At 70.5% G+C, this 16,504-nt stretch carries 15 protein-coding genes; 6 read left to right on the forward strand and 9 right to left on the reverse strand.

All coding sequences use genetic code 11. The features are described from left to right. Nucleotides 1–253: 253 nt before the first annotated feature. Nucleotides 254–2,494: a UvrD-helicase domain-containing protein gene (locus tag ABD259_RS17760; protein ID WP_344102753.1), complete on the forward strand. Its 2,241-nt coding sequence runs from the start codon at nucleotides 254–256 to the stop codon at nucleotides 2,492–2,494. Between the two features lie 153 nt (nucleotides 2,495–2,647). On the opposite strand, the gene ABD259_RS17765 is transcribed toward ABD259_RS17760, so the two are convergent. Then, nucleotides 2,648–3,574, reverse strand: coding sequence for a type IV toxin-antitoxin system AbiEi family antitoxin domain-containing protein (locus tag ABD259_RS17765; protein WP_344164021.1), 927 nt, complete (start codon nucleotides 3,572–3,574; stop codon nucleotides 2,648–2,650). A gap of 229 nt (nucleotides 3,575–3,803) precedes the next feature. Between ABD259_RS17765 and ABD259_RS17770 the strand changes: the two genes are divergently transcribed. From ABD259_RS17770 to ABD259_RS17780, 3 genes are all read left to right on the forward strand, one after another. Then, complete coding sequence (locus ABD259_RS17770) at nucleotides 3,804–4,643, forward strand: hypothetical protein (protein WP_344164024.1); 840 nt, start codon at nucleotides 3,804–3,806, stop codon at nucleotides 4,641–4,643. Beyond that, nucleotides 4,643–6,334: a hypothetical protein gene (locus ABD259_RS17775; protein WP_344102747.1), complete on the forward strand. Its 1,692-nt coding sequence runs from the start codon at nucleotides 4,643–4,645 to the stop codon at nucleotides 6,332–6,334. The genes ABD259_RS17770 and ABD259_RS17775 overlap by 1 nt, the downstream gene beginning before the upstream one ends. 195 nt (nucleotides 6,335–6,529) lie before the next feature. Beyond that, entirely contained in the window at nucleotides 6,530–7,327 is a 798-nt protein-coding gene (locus ABD259_RS17780; protein WP_344102745.1) for an EI24 domain-containing protein, read from the forward strand. 95 nt (nucleotides 7,328–7,422) lie between these two features. Here ABD259_RS17780 and ABD259_RS17785 read toward each other — a convergent pair whose 3' ends face one another. The 4 genes from ABD259_RS17785 to ABD259_RS17800 all read right to left on the reverse strand — a co-directional run bounded on the left by ABD259_RS17785 (nucleotide 7,423) and on the right by ABD259_RS17800 (nucleotide 11,859). Further along, nucleotides 7,423–8,538, reverse strand: a complete 1,116-nt coding sequence (locus ABD259_RS17785; RefSeq protein ID WP_344102743.1) for a D-alanine--D-alanine ligase family protein — start codon at nucleotides 8,536–8,538, stop codon at nucleotides 7,423–7,425. A 68-nt stretch (nucleotides 8,539–8,606) separates the two neighbouring features. Next, nucleotides 8,607–9,824, reverse strand: coding sequence for a trans-sulfuration enzyme family protein (locus ABD259_RS17790; RefSeq protein WP_344102741.1), 1,218 nt, complete (start codon nucleotides 9,822–9,824; stop codon nucleotides 8,607–8,609). A 115-nt stretch (nucleotides 9,825–9,939) separates the two neighbouring features. Continuing rightward, on the reverse strand, nucleotides 9,940–10,947 hold the full coding sequence (locus ABD259_RS17795; protein WP_412759376.1) for an NAD(P)H-dependent glycerol-3-phosphate dehydrogenase: 1,008 nt from the start codon (nucleotides 10,945–10,947) through the stop codon (nucleotides 9,940–9,942). A gap of 45 nt (nucleotides 10,948–10,992) precedes the next feature. Then, complete coding sequence (locus ABD259_RS17800; protein ID WP_344102737.1) at nucleotides 10,993–11,859, reverse strand: lysophospholipid acyltransferase family protein; 867 nt, start codon at nucleotides 11,857–11,859, stop codon at nucleotides 10,993–10,995. Nucleotides 11,860–12,074: 215 nt separating this feature from the next. Here ABD259_RS17800 and cofC point away from each other — a divergent pair, with 215 nt between their 5' ends. Further along, a complete protein-coding gene (gene cofC, locus ABD259_RS17805; RefSeq protein ID WP_344102735.1) occupies nucleotides 12,075–12,752 on the forward strand; it encodes a 2-phospho-L-lactate guanylyltransferase in 678 nt (225 codons plus the stop codon). 179 nt (nucleotides 12,753–12,931) lie between these two features. Here the strand turns inward: cofC and ABD259_RS17810 are convergent, their stop codons facing one another. The 4 genes from ABD259_RS17810 to leuC form a co-directional block, all read right to left on the reverse strand. After that, nucleotides 12,932–13,213, reverse strand: a complete 282-nt coding sequence (locus ABD259_RS17810; protein WP_344102733.1) for an HU family DNA-binding protein — start codon at nucleotides 13,211–13,213, stop codon at nucleotides 12,932–12,934. A gap of 78 nt (nucleotides 13,214–13,291) precedes the next feature. Then, nucleotides 13,292–13,573 carry an SCO5555 family protein gene (locus ABD259_RS26050; protein ID WP_461786979.1) on the reverse strand — a complete coding sequence of 94 codons (282 nt, stop codon included), beginning with the start codon at nucleotides 13,571–13,573 and terminating at the stop codon, nucleotides 13,292–13,294. Beyond that, on the reverse strand, nucleotides 13,552–14,142 hold the full coding sequence (gene leuD / locus ABD259_RS17815) for a 3-isopropylmalate dehydratase small subunit (protein ID WP_344102731.1): 591 nt from the start codon (nucleotides 14,140–14,142) through the stop codon (nucleotides 13,552–13,554). The genes ABD259_RS26050 and leuD overlap by 22 nt, the downstream gene beginning before the upstream one ends. A gap of 49 nt (nucleotides 14,143–14,191) precedes the next feature. Next, nucleotides 14,192–15,589: a 3-isopropylmalate dehydratase large subunit gene (gene leuC, locus ABD259_RS17820; RefSeq protein WP_344102728.1), complete on the reverse strand. Its 1,398-nt coding sequence runs from the start codon at nucleotides 15,587–15,589 to the stop codon at nucleotides 14,192–14,194. A gap of 215 nt (nucleotides 15,590–15,804) precedes the next feature. Here leuC and ABD259_RS17825 point away from each other — a divergent pair, with 215 nt between their 5' ends. Further along, a complete protein-coding gene (locus ABD259_RS17825) occupies nucleotides 15,805–16,494 on the forward strand; it encodes an IclR family transcriptional regulator (protein WP_412759375.1) in 690 nt (229 codons plus the stop codon). Nucleotides 16,495–16,504 lie beyond the last annotated feature (10 nt).

The following is a 16,504-nucleotide window of genomic DNA, read 5'->3' on the forward strand; positions in this document are numbered from 1 at the left end:
TTTTCAGGGGCCCGTTATCCCCTTCGAGCGCACCACGTTGAGTTCCCCACCCCGACCCGGATCGTTGCGGCTCCTCCGCGATTGGCCGGTTCCGGTCGTCATTCAATGGTAATGAGGGGCAAGTTAGTGAAATAAGAAAAGAAAGGGCCGATTTCCCTCCGTTCTGTCTTCACCGCCGGGTAGAACAGCAATGGGAAGGGCGGTCAATGCACGGCTCCTCCGCCGTCAGGAGCGCCGAAAGCAAAGGAGGCTCATGCCCCAACTGGCCATCGACGCGACGTGTCTCCCGCAGTACGAGAAACTCGACCGGCCAACCCGTGAACGGCTGCTCGCCGTCACCCGCAAATTCCGCGAGCTGCCGCTGCACGCCGTGCTTTCCCATCCCGACCTGCGCATTCAACCGCTCCCCTCGGGCCAGGATCCGCGTATCCGCACATTCCGCATCAGCGACGCGTGGACCGGGGTGATGCTCGCGCCCGAGTCAGGCGAGACCTTTCTCCTGGTGCATCTGCTGCCGCGCGGCGCCGCCGAGGAATGGGCGGTCGACCAGCGGCACGACGTGAACCAGGTCATGGGCACCCTGGAGCGGCGCGACGCGACCGCGCTGCGGACCCCGGCACCCGACGCCGCCCCCGCTCGGGAGCCGCGTACCAGCGCACCCGCGGAGCGCTCGGCCCCGTCCGCTCCGTCCGCGACCTCGCCGTCTCCCCCGCTCTTCGAGCACGTCAGCGACCGCGACCTGGCGCGGCTGGGAATCGATCCGGAGATCCGTGAGTTCTGCCGTGCCCTCAGTGGCATCGGGGAACTGCGGAACTGGGGTCCGGCACTGCCCCAGGACCAGTACGAGGTGCTCACCGCGCTCGCTGACGGGCACTCGGTGCAGCGCGTGCTGGAGGAGGTGGTGGGCCCGCGGCGGCCTGTCGTAGGCGCCGTCGCCACCGACGACTACGACACCGCGATCCGGCACACCCGCGAGCGCGTCATCGTCGTCAACGACGACCGTGAAGTCGAGGACATCCTCGCCGGTGAGTTCAACGCGTGGCGCGTCTTCCTCCACCCCAAGCAGCGCGCACTGGCCTACCGGCCGCGCTTCAACGGCCCTGCCAAGGTGTCGGGCGGTCCGGGCACCGGCAAGACGGTCGTGGCGCTGCACCGCGTGAAACACCTGGCGGAGAACCTGCCGCTCGACGGCCGCATCCTCCTCACCAGCTTCACCAACGCGCTGGTGGAGTCGCTTAGGCGCAACCTCGGGCTGCTGCTCCCGCCCGAACTGGTCGACGACGTCGACGTGGTCACCACCGACAAGCTCGCGCTGGACGTCGTCAAGGAAGTCCGCCCCGACGTCCGGCTGCGCACCGACACGCGCGGCTTCTTCGCCAACTACACGCGACAGCACCGCCTGCCCTGGCCCGTCGACTTCCTGTTCTCCGAGTACCGGCACGTGATCACGGCTCAGGGGATCAGCACGCTTGAGGGCTACCTCGACCCCGACGCGCGGCGCGGGCGCAGCACCCCGCTGAGCACCGCCCAGCGGCGCGAGGTCTGGCACGCGATCAGCGACGCACGCGCCCAGATGCGCACCAGCCGCCGCCTCCCGGCCGAGGACCTGCACGCCGAGGCGGAGCGCATCCTCCGCAGCCGGGGCGAGCCCCGCTACACCAGCGTCGTCGTGGACGAGGCCCAAGACCTCCACCCCGCCCAGTGGCGCACCCTGCGCGCCGCCGCGGCCCATGGGCCCAACGACATGTTCATCGCGGGCGACAACCGGCAGCGCATCTACGACAACACCGTCTCCTTCAAGCAGCTGGGGATCGAGGTCGTCGGCCGTTCCTACCCGCTGCGCGTCAACTACCGCACCACCGAGGAGATCCTGACCTGGGCCGACGGCATTATCCGCGGCCACACCACCACCGAGCTGGGAGAGCCGGTGGCCCTCTCGCGCGTCACGGCGCCGTCCTCGAACGGCACGACGCCGACCGCGCACGGTACGGCCGAACCGCCCGGCAGCACCCGCTGCGTCCTGAGCGGCCCACCACCCGAACTCCACGGCGCCGCCGACGAACCCGCCGAGCTCGACGCCCTGGCCGACCGCGTCCGCCGCTGGCTCGCCGACGGTATCGCCCCCGGCGACATCTGCGTCACGGCCAGAACCAACCGCCTCCGCGACTCCGTCGCCGCCCACCTCCGCGCCCGCTCGCTCCCCGCCACCGTCTTCAACCCCCGCGACCACGCCGTCACCGACGCCACCGGCTCCGTCCGCGTCACCACCATGCACGGCGTCAAGGGCCTCGAATTCCGCGCTATCGCCGTCACCGGTGTCACCGCCGACGCACTCCCCCAGATGGACCACGTCACCAGCGCGGACCTCGACGAACACCAACACCTCGCCGACCTCGACGCCCAGCGCTCCCTTCTCTACGTCGCCTGCACCCGCGCGCGCGAAGCCCTCTACGTCAGCTGGCACGGCCAACCGAGCCGCTTTCTGCCGCGATGAGCGCCGACGCGGTGATGTCCGCGTATCCACGTCGAGCTGGATTTCCGTACTGAGCCGCTGCCCGGACCGCGCGAGGACGCGGCGGCCACGGCTGGCTCCGATGGCGGATCGCGGTCGGATGCACTGTCGCCGACCGCGCACGGGTGCGTCCGCTCAACCATCGGCCGGGGTCTCCAGGGCGGAGCGGATCATCGCGACGATCTCACGGGGATGTTGCAGGTCGCTCCAGGTGAAGCGGAGGAGGACGAGCCGGTCGGGTGAGCTGACGATCATGTTCTGGCGGTGGCGGTCGGTGAAGAGCGCCCCCGGAAGGGAGTGGGGGTCGCGGCCGTCGGCTTCGACGATGACGCCGTGGCTGGGCCAAGCGAGGTCGGCATGGCCGGCGAGGTCGCCGTGGGAATCGTAGACGGGGTGCTGGAGGGTTTCGGGTGGGATGCCGGCGTCGGTGCAGATGAGTCGGATACGGGTCTCGAAGGTGCTCTGGGACCGACCGTCGGCCTGGCTCCACCAGGAGCGGGTGCGCGAGGCGCCCAGGCGGCCGGCGTTGGCTGCTTCGAGTTCCGCGAGGTCTTCGGGAGTGACCAGGCCCTGTTGCAGGGCGGAGTCGATGACACTGACGGCGGCGTAGCGGTCGGTCAGGAGGACGGTGTCGCGCAGGGTGCGGCCGGGGGTGCTGAGGCGGATGCCCTTGTACAGAGTGGTTTCGCCGGGTGCGACATCCCATCCGTGAAGGCGCAGCCCGATGGGGGTGGCGCTCGAACGGCCCGGAACCGTGACGTGGACGTGTTCGTAGCCGGGACCCGAAAGCAGGCCCTGCATGCGCCAGAGGCGGGCCGCCGTGGGGCCGACGGCCACGGCACGGGGCCCGTAGGCCAGCTGCACCGCCATCACCCGCGCGGCCAGTGCCGGGGCGGGGTCCCCACGCACGAGGTAGATCCCCGTTCGCAAGCGTCTCCACTGGCCTTTGCTGATGAGGGTGGTGATCTGCCTGCTGGTGAGTCCGCACTCCGCTGCCTGGCGGCGGGAGACGACCCCGTGCTGGGAGGCGGCGAGCGCCCGCACGCTGGAGAGATCCGGCATGCCTCCAGGCAAGTGTCCGCGGAGAGGCCGGGGCAAGGCCGCGCGAGTGGCTGTGGAAAGCCGTCCGCGCCCCGGAGAAAAGTTATCCACAGGGGTGCGGAGTGACTCGACACGCCTTGCGGCGCCTGCCTAGCGTGGAATTCCGCGCCGCTTCCCGGCACCGAGACATGCGAACGCGAAGACGGGCGATTCCGCGCGGAACTTCCGCTTCCAGTGATGGGGGATCGCCATGCCTGACACCACCCGAACGCACGTCACCCCACCGCCCGGTGCCGACGTAGCCCCACCCGACCAGCCACGCGCCTCGGAGTTGCGCCGCGTGGCCGAGGGGGCGCTGCTCGTCGCACTCATGTTGGATTTTCTGGCCTGGATCAGCACCGGCAAGGAGGTATCGCGGGAACGGCTGAACCATCCCTACCGCTCCACGCACTACACGCTGGTCACCCTGGGGCGCCACCTCGGCAAGCATGAGGAAGCGGGCGACCATGTCGCCTGCCCGTTCGACCGCGGGGCCGAACTCCTGACGGTCGCGCTGAAGGCCCACATTCTGAAGCTCGTCCCCGAGCGCACCGAGCGGCGGCGCGGTGATGTGGAGCGGCAGCACGGCTGGGTCATCCCGGGCCCCGACTACAGGCGTCTCCGCCACGATGCGCTGCACCTGGTGTGCGTGCTCCTGGACCACGCCCCAACGCTGTGGCGGTTGCAGGACCCGCGCGTTTTCTACGCTCCGGCCGAGCAGGTCATGCGCAAGGTTCTCGCCCGCCTCATGGAGAGCGGTGGGGACCACGTCTCCTCGGATGCGCTGTGGGAGCGGGTGCGGCACGACGGCGTGCCCATCGCCATGTTTCCCGGTGGGATCGGGGTCCTGAGCGCGCTCGGGGTCATCGAACACCGCGAGGTCGCGGAGGCCGCGGAGGGCTGCGAGCGGTCGGCGGGCACAGACTCCGCTTTCAGCCTCGGCGGGTTCAGCTTCGCCCTGACCCCGGTGGGCACCTATGCGGTCGAGCAGGGCGCCCTGGTCGGTGTGCGTCCAGGTCCTGGGCAGCCGGCGACCGGAGGAGAGTCCTGATGCGCCTCGTGTTCACCCACGCCGATGAGGCCACGTTCGCCGTGTACCGGGAGCGTTTCGTGGAGCGGGCGGTCGACTTCGCGCGGCGGACCGGCCGCGATCTCACCCCCGCTGCCCTGCGCGTGGTCCTCGACTACAAGTACGGGGAGCCGGACGCCGGTGGCGACGGGCTCCTGGCCCGGTGGCACACGTGGGACGTCGCCGCCCTGTTCATGGACTGGGTGCGGCGGCGGGGCGGAACGGCGCCGCCGACCGCTGAGGAGGTCGGCGCGGCGGTCCGTGTGTGGTGGTCGATGCTGGCCGATCACGGGTGGCTCGATCCCCGCTGCTCCCACGCCGATGATCTCCATACGGCGGTCGAGGCGTTCGTCGTGTCCCGCCGCGCGGCGTTCGACCAGCCGGTGCTCTTCGCGGGGCCGGGGCGCCACGGATACCGCCAGCGGGCGGCGCGTCTTCCGACCGCCGAACAGCTGGCGGAATCCATCCGCGCGGTGCCGGCGTTCCGCCGCGATGAGGAAGGGGGAGGCGCGGAGCCGGCCCGGGACCGTACCTTCGAGGCGTCGGCGTGGGTCCCCCGCGCCGCCATGCAGCTGTGGCGGGAGTTCTACGAAGCGATCTCGGAGGACCTGGCGGAACGCCTCTACCTGGCCGACCCGGAGACCTTCGAGAAGGAGTACGGCGTCGCGCCCGACGCCTTCGTGGAGGGCGTCGTTTCCGTGCTCTTCGAGGAGCGGAGGCCGGTGGGGATCTCGTTCATCGCCCGATCTATCGTTAGGACGTATCAGCAGGCTACAGACGATGAGCTGCTGGACGACGGTGCGCCGATGCCGCCTGACGCGTCCGCCACACTCCTCATGGCCGTCCATGTCGTGCTCGACGACCTCCAGCGGCTGGGGGCCGTCGCGCGCGCTGAGCCCGGGACCGGCGGGTGCGTGGAGGCGGGCGGGGTGTTCGAGCTGACAGCGATCGGCGAGTGGGCCGCCTATGAGCGGCTGACCGCCGCCGGTCACGCGCTTCGAACCTACAACGCGCTCATGGCCGAGGAGGCCGAGGTCCTCGTCGAACGCGCGGCGAGCGGTGCGCCGGGGACGGTGGCCGACCTCGACGCATGGATCGCCGCACGCGGGACGAAACGGGCCATGCGCGACCTTGTCGATGTCGCCCGCCGCACCGACGACTGCCTGCACAGGGCGCTGGTGGCCTCGGTGACGACCCGGCACCCGCATGCCGCCGCGTCCGCCTATGGGCGCCTAGTAGACGATCCCGATTTCGGCGCGCGGGCGCGGATGTGGCTCCACGACCGAGGTCTTGGCACCGCGGGCGCCCTCCGGCCCGGTGACCGGGCGTGGGTGGCAACCGACCAGATCGCGGAGATGATCCGTCTGCACCTGATGACCGACGACCGCGCCCGCGCGGTCAGCGCTCCGAGGAGCATTGACGGCGTCTCGTTCTTCGACGTCATGGCCGCGATCGAGCATCCCCAGGCGGTCTCCGTGCTCCACTGGTTCGAGCTGAACCACCCCGATCGCGCCGCCCGCCTCCGGGCCCGCGACGCGCTGGGGCGGCTCAGTCCCGCAAGGCACGGACAGTGCACGGCCCACGCGGACCATGGTTCTTCGGTACGGCTCCGGGCCGACGGACCCGGGAGCCGTCACGGGGCGATGGTGCCGAGGGTGAGAGGGGTGATGTGATCTTCGGGGGCGCCCAGGCGCCCCCTCCCCGTCCGTTGCACCGGTGGCGGGCATGTTCGCCGACGTTCGCGTGCCTCTCTGCGCCGCCACCCGCCCACCGGACGCCATCCACACGCTCGGCTCACACCGGGTGGGCAGGTCGGCCCGGCAGGAGTCGCGTGCGCTCAGCTCGCCTCCCGGCTAGGGTCGTGCCTTGTGAGTCACGCCATCCGCGACACGTTCTCTGGCGTCGGCGCCCTGTTCCGTGGGTTCGGGATGGTGCTCCGGCGGCCCAAATTGTTCCTCATGGGGGCGATTCCGCCCCTGATCACCTCGGTGCTGTTCCTCATCGCGCTGATCACCCTGCTCGTGAACATCACCGACCTCGTCACCTGGATGACGCCGTTCGCCGAGGGGTGGGCCGAGGGATGGGCCACCACGCTGCGGATCGCGGTGGGGATCACCGTCGTCGCCGGTGTCGTCCTTGTCATGGTGGTGGCGTTCACCGGGGTCACGCTTGCCCTGGGGTTCCCGCTCTACGACAAGATCGCCGAGGCGGTCGAGGATGAGCTCGGCGGCGCTCCGCCCGAGGTGGATGAGCCGGTGGCGGGGATGGTCGCGCGGGCGGTGCGCCAGTCGTTGACGCTGATTCTGATCTCGGCCGTGGTGACCGTCCCGCTGTTCGTCGCCGGATTCATCCCGGTGATCGGGCAGACCCTGATTCCCGTGGTCTCGGCCCTGTTCGGCGGGTGGATGCTCGGTATGGAGCTCGTCGGCACGGCCTTCGACCGGCGGGGGTTGCGTCGGCTGCGGGACCGCCGCCGGGCGATGGGGCAGCGGCGGGCGCTGGTTCTGGGATTCGCCGTGCCCTCATACCTGCTGCTGGCGATCCCGTTCGTCGCGGTGGTGGTGTTCCCGGCCGCGACAGCCGGAGGCACGATCGTTGCCCGTGAGTTGTTGCCCGCGGTTCCGCCCCGCGATCTGGGGGCGAGTCCGCAAAACGTCCACGAATAGGGCGCTGTCCGAAAGAGTGATATGCCCGCATTCCGGGCACCCGCGTTCGGTTCGGTCGCGGGTGCCCGGGACGGGCGTGGATCACGGGGTCGGACTCAGCGCAGGCCCGGCTGGCGGTGCTGCGCGGTCTGGATCAGCCGGTCGACCAGGGCGGGGTAGTCCACGCCGGTCGCCTGCCACATCTGCGGGAAGGCCGACGTCGGGGTGAAGCCCGGCATGGTGTTGATCTCGTTGACGTAGATCTCGCCGTCGTCGCCGTAGAAGAAGTCGACGCGGGCCAGCCCCTCGCAGCCCAGCACCTCGAACGTGCGCGCGGCCAGCGCGCGGATGTCGGCGATGACCTGTTCCGGCAGTTCGGCGGGGATGGTGAGACTGCTGGTGGAGAGGTACTTGGCCTCGAAGTCGTAGAAGTCGAAGCCGTCGGCGACGTGGATCTCGGCGGGCAGCGACACATCGGGGAGGCCGCCGTCCATCGATTCCAGCACGCCGCACTCGATCTCCCGGCCGACGATCGCGGCCTCGGCGATGACCTTCGGGTCGTGTTCGCGCGCCGCCTCGATCGCGGCGATGACGGTGTCGGTGTCGGCGGCGTCGGCCACCTTGCTGATGCCGACGCTGCTGCCGGCGCGGGCCGGCTTGACGAAGAGCGTGCCACCGAGCTCGGCGATGTCGTCGAGGACGCGCTTGCGCTCGCGCTGCCACTCCCGCTCGGTGATCGGTACGTAGGCACCGGTGCGAATGCCGTTTCCGGTAAGCAGAGCCTTCATGAAGATCTTGTCCATGGAGGCGGCGCTGGCGAAGACCCCGGCACCCGCGTAGCGGGCGCCCATCATCTCGAACAGGCCCTGGATGGTGCCGTCCTCGCCGAAGGGACCGTGCAGCAGTGGCAGGACGACGTCGACCTTGCCGACGCGCCGCGGAACCTGGTCGGGTTCGACGACCATCAGGTCGGTGGCGGAGTCGAAGGGCAGTGCGAGGGTGCTTCCCGCCCCGTCGACGCTGGGCAGCTGGCCGTCGCGGATGGCCAGCTGCTCGCTCTCACCCGAGGTCAGCACCCATCTGCCGTCGCGGGTGATCCCGATGGGCACGATTTCGTAGCGGTCGGTGTCGATAACGGAGAGCACACTGCCCGCCGTGACACAGGAGATCTCGTGCTCGGAACTGCGCCCGCCGAAAACCACGGCGACCCGAATCTTTTGCTGCTCGGTCATGGGCGTGACCCTATCTTGCATTGGTGCAGGACCAGAACCAAGCAATTTCGGTGCCGGTCCCCCATTCTTCATCCGTCGGACGTGCACCGGTCCAAGGCCGACAACGCGTCCTCGATGAGATCGGCCGGATCCTCGACACCGATGGAGAACCGAACGGCCGCCGGTCCGATCCCCGCGGCCTCCAGCGCCTCGTCGCTCATCTGCCGGTGCGTCGAAGATCCTACGTGGCCAGCCAGCGTGTGGGTACCACCCAGCGACGCGGCGACGGTGGCCACGCGCAGCCCGTCGGCGAACGCCATGCCCGCTGCCCGGCCACCATGCGGCGTGACGGTGACGACCGCACCGTAGCGACCGGGGTCGAACAGCTGCCCGGCGAGCTTGTGCCCCTGGTGGCCAGGTAGCCCGGGATAGTCCACGCGCGCGACCGCCGGATGCTCGGCGACGGCCGCCGCGAACTCCGCCGCGGAAGCGCACTGCCGGGCGACACGCAGCGGGAGCGTCTCCAAGCCCCGGTGCAGCAGGAACGCCTCGTCGGGCGCGAGGCACGGCCCCAGGTCGATGCGGGCCGCCCGGATCGCGTCGACCAGCGCGGGGCGGCCGGCCACCGCACCCCCGGTGGCGTCACTGTGCCCGCCGATGTATTTGGTGGCCGAATGCAGCACCAGGTCGGCCCCGTGCTCCAGCGGGCGGCAGACGGCGGGCGAGGCGAACGTGGAGTCCACGACGAGTACCGCCCCCGCCTCGGCGGCGATTTCCGCGAGCCCGGGGATATCGGACACGGTCATGGTGGGGTTCGACAGCGTCTCGGTGAAGATCACCGCCGTTTCCGGCCGGACGGCGGCGCGGACCGCGTCGAGATCGGTGATGTCGACGAAGTCGGTGCTCACCCCGAACCGGCGCAGGAGCCCGTCCAGCAGCGAGTAGGTGTTGCCGTAGATCGAACGGGCGGCCACCACGTGGGCGCCGACCGAGGTCAGCGCGAGCAGGGTGGTGCTGATCGCCGCCATGCCCGAGGTGAACGCCTGCCCGCGCACTTCGCTGTCCAGGCCTCGGCCCTCCATCGCGGCCAGGGCCCGGGCGAACGCCTCGCTCGTCGGGTTGTCGATCCGGGCGTAGGAATAGCCTTCGCGGCCGCCATCGAGCACATCCGCGTACTCCCGCGAGGTGGCGAACGCGTAGGTGGTGCTGCGGTGCACCGGCATCCGCAGCGGCCGCTCGGCCGGTGCCGGGCCGGTGGGCAGACCAACGGCGCGGGTGTTCTCCCCCTGGTCGGGTCGGCCCGTCATGCGCGGTTCTCCCAAGCTGTAGATCGAATGTCGCCAACGCTGCCACCGCCGCCCACGCAAACCCCTGGTCGACCGCGTGGACGCGCCGGCCGCGCTTCCCGCCCCGGAACGGCGCTCACACGCCGTATCTCTCCGGTTTGGTGCTGCGCGCCATGAACGCCTGCAGCGCCTCCGCCGGGCTCAGGTCGTGGTGCATCATCCCGACCACGGCCTCGGTGATCGGCATCTCGACGCCGTTGGCCCGGCCCAGCGCCAGGATCGACTCCGAGGACTTCACCCCCTCCGCCGTCTGGCGGGTCGCCGCCACGACCTCCTCGACGGTCATGCCCGACCCCAGCTTCTCGCCGAAGGTGCGGTTACGCGACAGCGGGGAGCTGCAGGTGGCGACGAGGTCGCCCAGTCCGGCCAGCCCGGCGAGGGTGTGCTCGTCGGCGCCCAGCGACACCGCCAGCCGCACCGTCTCGGCCAGACCGCGCGTGATCAGCGACGCCTTGGCGTTGTCGCCGAGCCCCATGCCGTCGGAGACGCCGACGGCCAGCGCGATGACGTTCTTGACCGCGCCGCCGAGCTCCGCGCCGACCAGGTCGGTCGTGGTGTAGGGCCGGAAGTAGGGGGAGTTGCAGACTCTCTGCAGCCGCACGGCGGTCGGCTCGTGCGGGCAGGCGAAGGTGGACGTCGCGGGCTGGCGCTCGGCGATCTCGCGAGCGAGGTTGGGGCCGGAGACAACGGCGATCTGCTCGGCGGGCAGCTCCAGCACCTCGGCGATCACCTCGCTCATCCGCAGCGACGTACCGAGCTCGATGCCCTTCATCAGGCTGACGATGACCGCGTTGGCCGGGATGTGCTCACGCCAGGCGGCGAGGTTCGCCCGCAGCGACTGCGAGGGCACGGCGATGACGACGAACTCGGCACCGTTGAGGGCCGTGGCCGCCTCGGTCGTCGCGGTCAACTTCGGGTTCAGCTCGATCCCCGGGAAGTAGTCGGGGTTCTCGGACCGCTGCTGGATCGCGTCGACCACGTCTGCGCGTCGGCCCCACATCTCGACCTCGGCGACGCCGGCGTCCGCCACTACATTGGCGAACGCCGTACCCCATGAGCCGCAGCCCATGACGGCGACCTTCATCGTCTCTCCCATCCCTCATGCGTCCAGATCGGCTGCTACGCCGACCTAGGACGCGTCGTCGTTCTTGCCACCCGCGCCACCGCTGGTGGCGGCGTTCTCCGCCTGTGCCGGCTTGTTCTTTTCGGGCGGCGCGGCGGGGCCGGCGTCCTCCCGACCGTTCTCGGCCGCGTCCGCCGCGCCCTCGGTGAGCTGGTCCTGGCGTGCCGCCTTGGGGTCGAAGGGGATCGCGGGCGGCACCTCACCGCGGATCTCCGCCTGCAGGTCGGTGATGGCCCGCATGATGTCGGCGGTCGCGTCTTTCAGCAGAGACGAGGTGATCGGCTCACCCCGGTACTTGTCCAGGTCCACCGCCGGACCCGCCAGGTACTGGACGCGCTTGCGCGGGAAGGGCCGCACCTTCGTGGTGCCGTACGGCAGCAGCTCCTGCTCGCCCCAGTGGGCGACCGGGACGACGGGCGCGCCCGTGGTCAACGCGAGCCGCGCGACGCCGGTCTTGGCGACCATCGGCCATCCGTTCGGGTCGCGGGTGCAGGTGCCCTCGGGGTAGAAGATGACCGAGCACCCGTCCTCGGTCAGCGCCTTCTCTGCCTCCTGCAGTGCCTTGATCGCCTCGGTGCTGCCCCGCTTCACGCCGATCTGCCCGGTGCTCCGCGCCACGAAGCCCACCACGGGGATGCGGAAGACGCTGTCCTTCGAGGTGAACGTCGGCCACCGGCGCCCCGCCACGTACAGGTAGTGGGCGACGGTCAGCGGATCGGCCAGGGAGAGGTGGTTGGAGGCGACGATCACACCGCCCTTACGCGGGATGTGGTGCTGCCCGCGCCAGTCGACTTTGGTGATGGCCGCCATGATCGGACGGACGATGCTGGCCACGACGAGCTTCACCCAACGCGATTCCCGTTGCTTTGCCACGGACTCCTCCGGATTCGACCCTGGGCACGGCGCGTCCAGGCGACGACGTGCCGACAGTGGGAGGCGCCCGAAACGACCCCCGGGCGCGCGATCGCCCCAGTCTAGGCGGCCACCACGATCACCCACGTCGCACCCTGGGGGGAACACGCCTGGACGGCGCTGTGTTGCGCTTGGTCATACCCTTTCTACGTCCTGGCCGCCATCGGAGTCGAGAGGTGTGCGTGAGCACGAGCAGAGGCGGAGCCGATCACCGGTGGTCGCTCCTCGTCCCGGTGAAACGCCTGGTGGGCGCGAAGACGCGGCTCGCGGGCCTCGCCGGACCGCACCGGGCCGACCTCGCGCTCGCCATCGCCTGCGACACGGTCATGGCGGCCGTCGACTGCCCGGCGGTCGCGTCGGTGTTCGTGGTGACCGACGACGCCCGCGCCTCTGCGGAGCTGCGCGGGCTGGGTGCGCGCGTCATCGCCGGTGAGCCCGGAACCGGGTTGAACCCCGCGCTGGTGCACGGCGCTGCCGAAGCCGCGCGGCGGGAGCCGGGGCAGGGGCTGTGCGCGCTGTCGGCGGACCTTCCGGCGCTTCGCCCGACCGAGCTGGGTGCGGTGCTGGCGGAGGCGGCGCCACACGAGCGCGCGTTTCTCGCGGACGCGCCCGGCATCGGCACCACGCTGTACGCGGCGGCCCCCGGTGCGGCCTTCACCCCCGCGTTCGAAGGGGCATCGCGGCGGCGCCACCTCGACGACGGCGCGGTCGAACTGGCCCCTGCCGGCGTACCGACCGTCCGCAGGGACGTCGACACCCCTGAGGACCTGCGCGGCGCCGTCGATCTCGGCGTCGGCCCGCACACCGCCAAGCTGCTGGATCTGGTGGGACTGCTGGACGCGCCGGGGCGGTGACGACGCTCAGCACGGCGGGCGACGCGGAGTACACCGTGGGGGCGCGGGGCCGGAACGCGCGGTTTAGCCTGTCTCCCGCGCGCAAACACCCCGCCCGGCCCCGGACATAGCGCTGCCCGGGTCTCCGGTGGGAGAACCCGGGCAGCGCCGTGACTGGTCAGGCCCGATAGGCCAGGGCCCTACTTGCCCTTGTTGACCCGCTCCTTGAAGTCAGCGCCAGCGCGGAACTTCGGTACCTTGCTCGCGGGGACGTTGATGGTGGCCCCGGTAGCGGGGTTGCGGGCGGTGCGGGCGGCGCGGTCGGACTTCTCGAACACACCGAACCCAGTGATAGCGACCTTGTCGCCTTTGGCGACGGTCCGCTGGATGGTCTCCAAGATGGCGTTGACGGCCTCGTTGGCCGTCTTCTTGTCTCCCCCCATCTCCTTGGAGACGGCGTCGATCAGGTCACGCTTGTTCATTGTTTCCTCCGGTTCCCCCTTGCCCGCACGAAATTAGGGGACACACGGCCTCCAGCACAAACACCTAGGCCGGGAAATTCAGCGTGTCGGGGGCTCGTCCACCTGCGGAGGAAGCTCCTCAAGCATCCGATCGAGACGTCGGGAGGCGCGAACAGGATCCCTTTTGACCGCTTCCGTAACCGTCAAAAGCCTACGAATAACCGGAATCCGGACGCTCTCGGGGAGCGCGTTCGCCCGGCGATGGGCGTCCCGAAGTCGCTCAGCCAAATCCAGGTAAAATTCCGGCGTCTCGGCCGGATCCGCGCCGGATCCGGCCTCGTCACCGGGGCGCGCGGGCCCTAGCTCGTCACCGGGAGCCATGGCTTGCGCCGCTTCTCGAAGTCGTCGATCGCGTCGGTCCGCCGGAGGGTCAGAGCGATGTCGTCCAACCCCTCCAGCAGCCGCCAGCGCGTGTAGTCGTCGAGTTCGAACGGAACGGTGACGCCCGGCGCGCGCACCTCGCGCTCCACCAGGTCGACCGTGATCTCGGTCGCGGGGTCGGCCTCGACCAGCTCCCACAGCCGCTCGATGACCTCCTGCTCCAGCGCGACAGTGAGCAGCCCGCCCTTGAGCGAGTTCCCACGGAAGATGTCGGCGAAGCGCGGCGCCAGCACGGCCTTGAAGCCGTAGTCCTGCAGCGCCCACACCGCGTGCTCGCGCGAGGAGCCGGTGCCGAAGTCAGGGCCCGCGATCAGCACGGTGCCGTTAGCGAACTCGGGCTTGTTCAGCACGAACTCGGGGTCGTTGGCGCGCCACGCGGCGAATAGGCCGTCCTCGAACCCGGTCCGGCTGACCCGCTTGAGGTAGACGGCGGGGATGATCTGGTCGGTGTCCACGTTGCTGGCGCGCAGCGGCACGGCGCGTCCGGTGTGGACGGTGAACTTCTCCATGGCGGTGTGATCCCTCGTGATGTCGTCGGGGTCCGTGGGGGCTCTGGTTCTACAGGTCGGCCGGGGAGGACAGCGTGCCGCGGACCGCGGTCGCCGCGGCGACCAGCGGCGACACCAGGTGCGTGCGCCCGCCCTTGCCCTGCCGGCCCTCGAAGTTCCGGTTGGACGTCGACGCGCTGCGCTCGCCCGGCTTGAGCTGGTCCGGGTTCATCCCCAGGCACATCGAGCATCCGGCCTCGCGCCACTCGGCCCCGGCGTTGGCGAAGACCTCGCCCAGGCCTTCGGCGTTGGCCTGTTCCTTGACCCGCATCGAGCCGGGGACGACGAGCATCCGCACGCCGTCGGCGACCTTCCGGCCCTTGATGACCTCGGCCGCGGCCCGCAGGTCCTCGATGCGGCCGTTGGTGCAGGAACCGAGGAACACCGTGTCGACGGAGACCTGCCGCAGCGGCGTGCCGGGGGCGAGGTCCATATAGGCCAGCGCCTTCTCGGCGGCGGCGCGCTCGGTGGGGTCCTCGATCTCGTCGGGGACCGGCACCGCGGCGTCCAGCGGCGCGCCCTGCCCGGGGTTGGTTCCCCACGTGACGAACGGGCTGAGCTCGGCGGCGTCGAGCACGACCTCGTGGTCGAAGACGGCGTCGTCGTCGGTGCGCAGGCTCGTCCAGTGCTCGACGGCGGCGTCCCACTGCGCGCCCCGCGGGGCGTGCGGGCGGCCCTTGATGTAGTCGAACGTGGTGTCGTCGGGGGCGATCATCCCGGCGCGTGCGCCCGCCTCGATCGACATGTTGCAGATGGTCATCCGGGCCTCCATCGACAGGGACCGGATGGCCTCGCCCCGGTATTCGATGACGTAGCCCTGGCCGCCGCCGGTGCCGATCCGGGCGATGACGGCGAGGATGATGTCCTTGGCGGTAACGCCCGGCTCCAGCGTGCCGTTGACGGTGACCGCCATGGTCTTGAACGGGGTCATCGGCAGCGTCTGCGTGGCCAGCACGTGCTCCACCTGGCTGGTGCCGATGCCGAACGCCAGCGCGCCGAACGCGCCGTGCGTGCTGGTGTGGCTGTCGCCGCAGACGATGGTCATGCCCGGCTGGGTCAGCCCCAGCTGCGGCCCGACCACGTGCACGATGCCCTGGTCGATGTCGCCCATCGGGAACAGGCGGACCCCGAAGTCCTCGGCGTTGCGGCGCAGCGTCTCGATCTGGGTGCGCGAGACCTTGTCGGCGATCGGGCCGAGGATGTTCTCGGTCGGGACGTTGTGGTCCTCGGTCGCGATGGTGAGGTCTGGGCGGCGCACGCGGCGGCCGGCCAGCCGAAGCCCCTCGAAGGCCTGCGGGCTGGTGACCTCGTGCACGAGGTGCAGGTCGATGTAGAGCAGGTCGGGTTCTCCCTCGGCACGTCGGACGACGTGCTCCTCCCAGACCTTCTCGGCCATCGTGCGAGCCATGTGCGACGCCTCCTAGCGTCTCGATGTTGCTGTTCCCGCGCTTTCTCACCGGCGGGGCCGACGGTGGCGCCGGTGGCGCCGGTGGCGCCCGATCCTCGCGCCCGACGCCCGACATGCGGGGTTCAAGCAGATTTGCATTCCAAATAGCGAGACGGCAATATCAAGCCATGGACAACTCTAGCTCATCCAGTGGCGTCGGTGTCCTGGACAAGACAATGTCCGTCCTCGACGCTTTGGAGTCCGGGCCGGCATCACTCGCCCAGCTCGTACAGATCACGGGACTGGCGCGCCCGACAGCGCACCGCTTGGCGGTCGCGCTCGAACGCCACCGCATGGTCACCCGCGACAGCCAGGGCCGGTTCATCCTCGGCCCGCGCCTGGGTGAGCTGTCCATCTCCACCGGCGAGGACCGGCTGCTGGCCGTCGCCACCCCGGTTCTGACCCAGCTGCGCGACCTGACCGGGGAGAGCGCCCAGCTGTACCGCCGCCAGGGGGATGTGCGCGTGTGCGTGGCCGCGTCCGAGCGCGCCAGCGGGCTGCGCGACACCGTGCCCGTCGGCAGCGAGCTGCCGATGAACGCGGGGTCGGCCGCGCAGATCCTGCTGGCGTGGGAGGACAGCGAGCGCATCCGGCGCAGCCTGCGCGGCGCGCCCTTCACCGCGGCGACGCTGTCGCAGGTGCGGCGACGCCGCTGGGCGCAGAGCGTCGCGGAGCGCGAGCAGGGGGTGGCATCGGTCTCCGCGCCGATCACCGGCCCCGGCGGCCGGGTGATCGCCGCCGTCTCGATATCCGGACCGATCGAACGCCTGGGCCGCTCGCCCGGCCGCCTGCACGCCCAGGCCGTGACCTCGGCGGCGGAGAAGATCAACGAGGCGCTGCACAGCAACGAGGGCCAGACGAGGTAGCGCGGCGAGC

Source organism: Nocardiopsis rhodophaea (assembly GCF_039530945.1).
In the GTDB taxonomy this organism is placed as follows: Bacteria; Actinomycetota; Actinomycetes; order Streptosporangiales; family Streptosporangiaceae; genus Nocardiopsis_C; species Nocardiopsis_C rhodophaea.

Excerpts from the sequence above, each read along its gene's own strand:
- ABD259_RS17760 (WP_344102753.1), top strand. The coding sequence starts at position 254 with ATGCCCCAACTGGCCATCGACGCGACGTGTCTCCCGCAGTACGAGAAA.
- ABD259_RS17765 (WP_344164021.1), bottom strand. The coding sequence starts at position 3,574 with ATGCCGGATCTCTCCAGCGTGCGGGCGCTCGCCGCCTCCCAGCACGGG.
- ABD259_RS17770 (WP_344164024.1), top strand. The coding sequence starts at position 3,804 with ATGCCTGACACCACCCGAACGCACGTCACCCCACCGCCCGGTGCCGAC.
- ABD259_RS17775 (WP_344102747.1), top strand. The coding sequence starts at position 4,643 with ATGCGCCTCGTGTTCACCCACGCCGATGAGGCCACGTTCGCCGTGTAC.
- ABD259_RS17785 (WP_344102743.1), bottom strand. The coding sequence starts at position 8,538 with ATGACCGAGCAGCAAAAGATTCGGGTCGCCGTGGTTTTCGGCGGGCGC.
- ABD259_RS17790 (WP_344102741.1), bottom strand. The coding sequence starts at position 9,824 with ATGACGGGCCGACCCGACCAGGGGGAGAACACCCGCGCCGTTGGTCTG.
- ABD259_RS17795 (WP_412759376.1), bottom strand. The coding sequence starts at position 10,947 with ATGAAGGTCGCCGTCATGGGCTGCGGCTCATGGGGTACGGCGTTCGCC.
- ABD259_RS17810 (WP_344102733.1), bottom strand. The coding sequence starts at position 13,213 with ATGAACAAGCGTGACCTGATCGACGCCGTCTCCAAGGAGATGGGGGGA.
- ABD259_RS26050 (WP_461786979.1), bottom strand. The coding sequence starts at position 13,573 with ATGGCTCCCGGTGACGAGCTAGGGCCCGCGCGCCCCGGTGACGAGGCC.
- leuD (WP_344102731.1), bottom strand. The coding sequence starts at position 14,142 with ATGGAGAAGTTCACCGTCCACACCGGACGCGCCGTGCCGCTGCGCGCC.
- leuC (WP_344102728.1), bottom strand. The coding sequence starts at position 15,589 with ATGGCTCGCACGATGGCCGAGAAGGTCTGGGAGGAGCACGTCGTCCGA.
- ABD259_RS17825 (WP_412759375.1), top strand. The coding sequence starts at position 15,805 with ATGTCCGTCCTCGACGCTTTGGAGTCCGGGCCGGCATCACTCGCCCAG.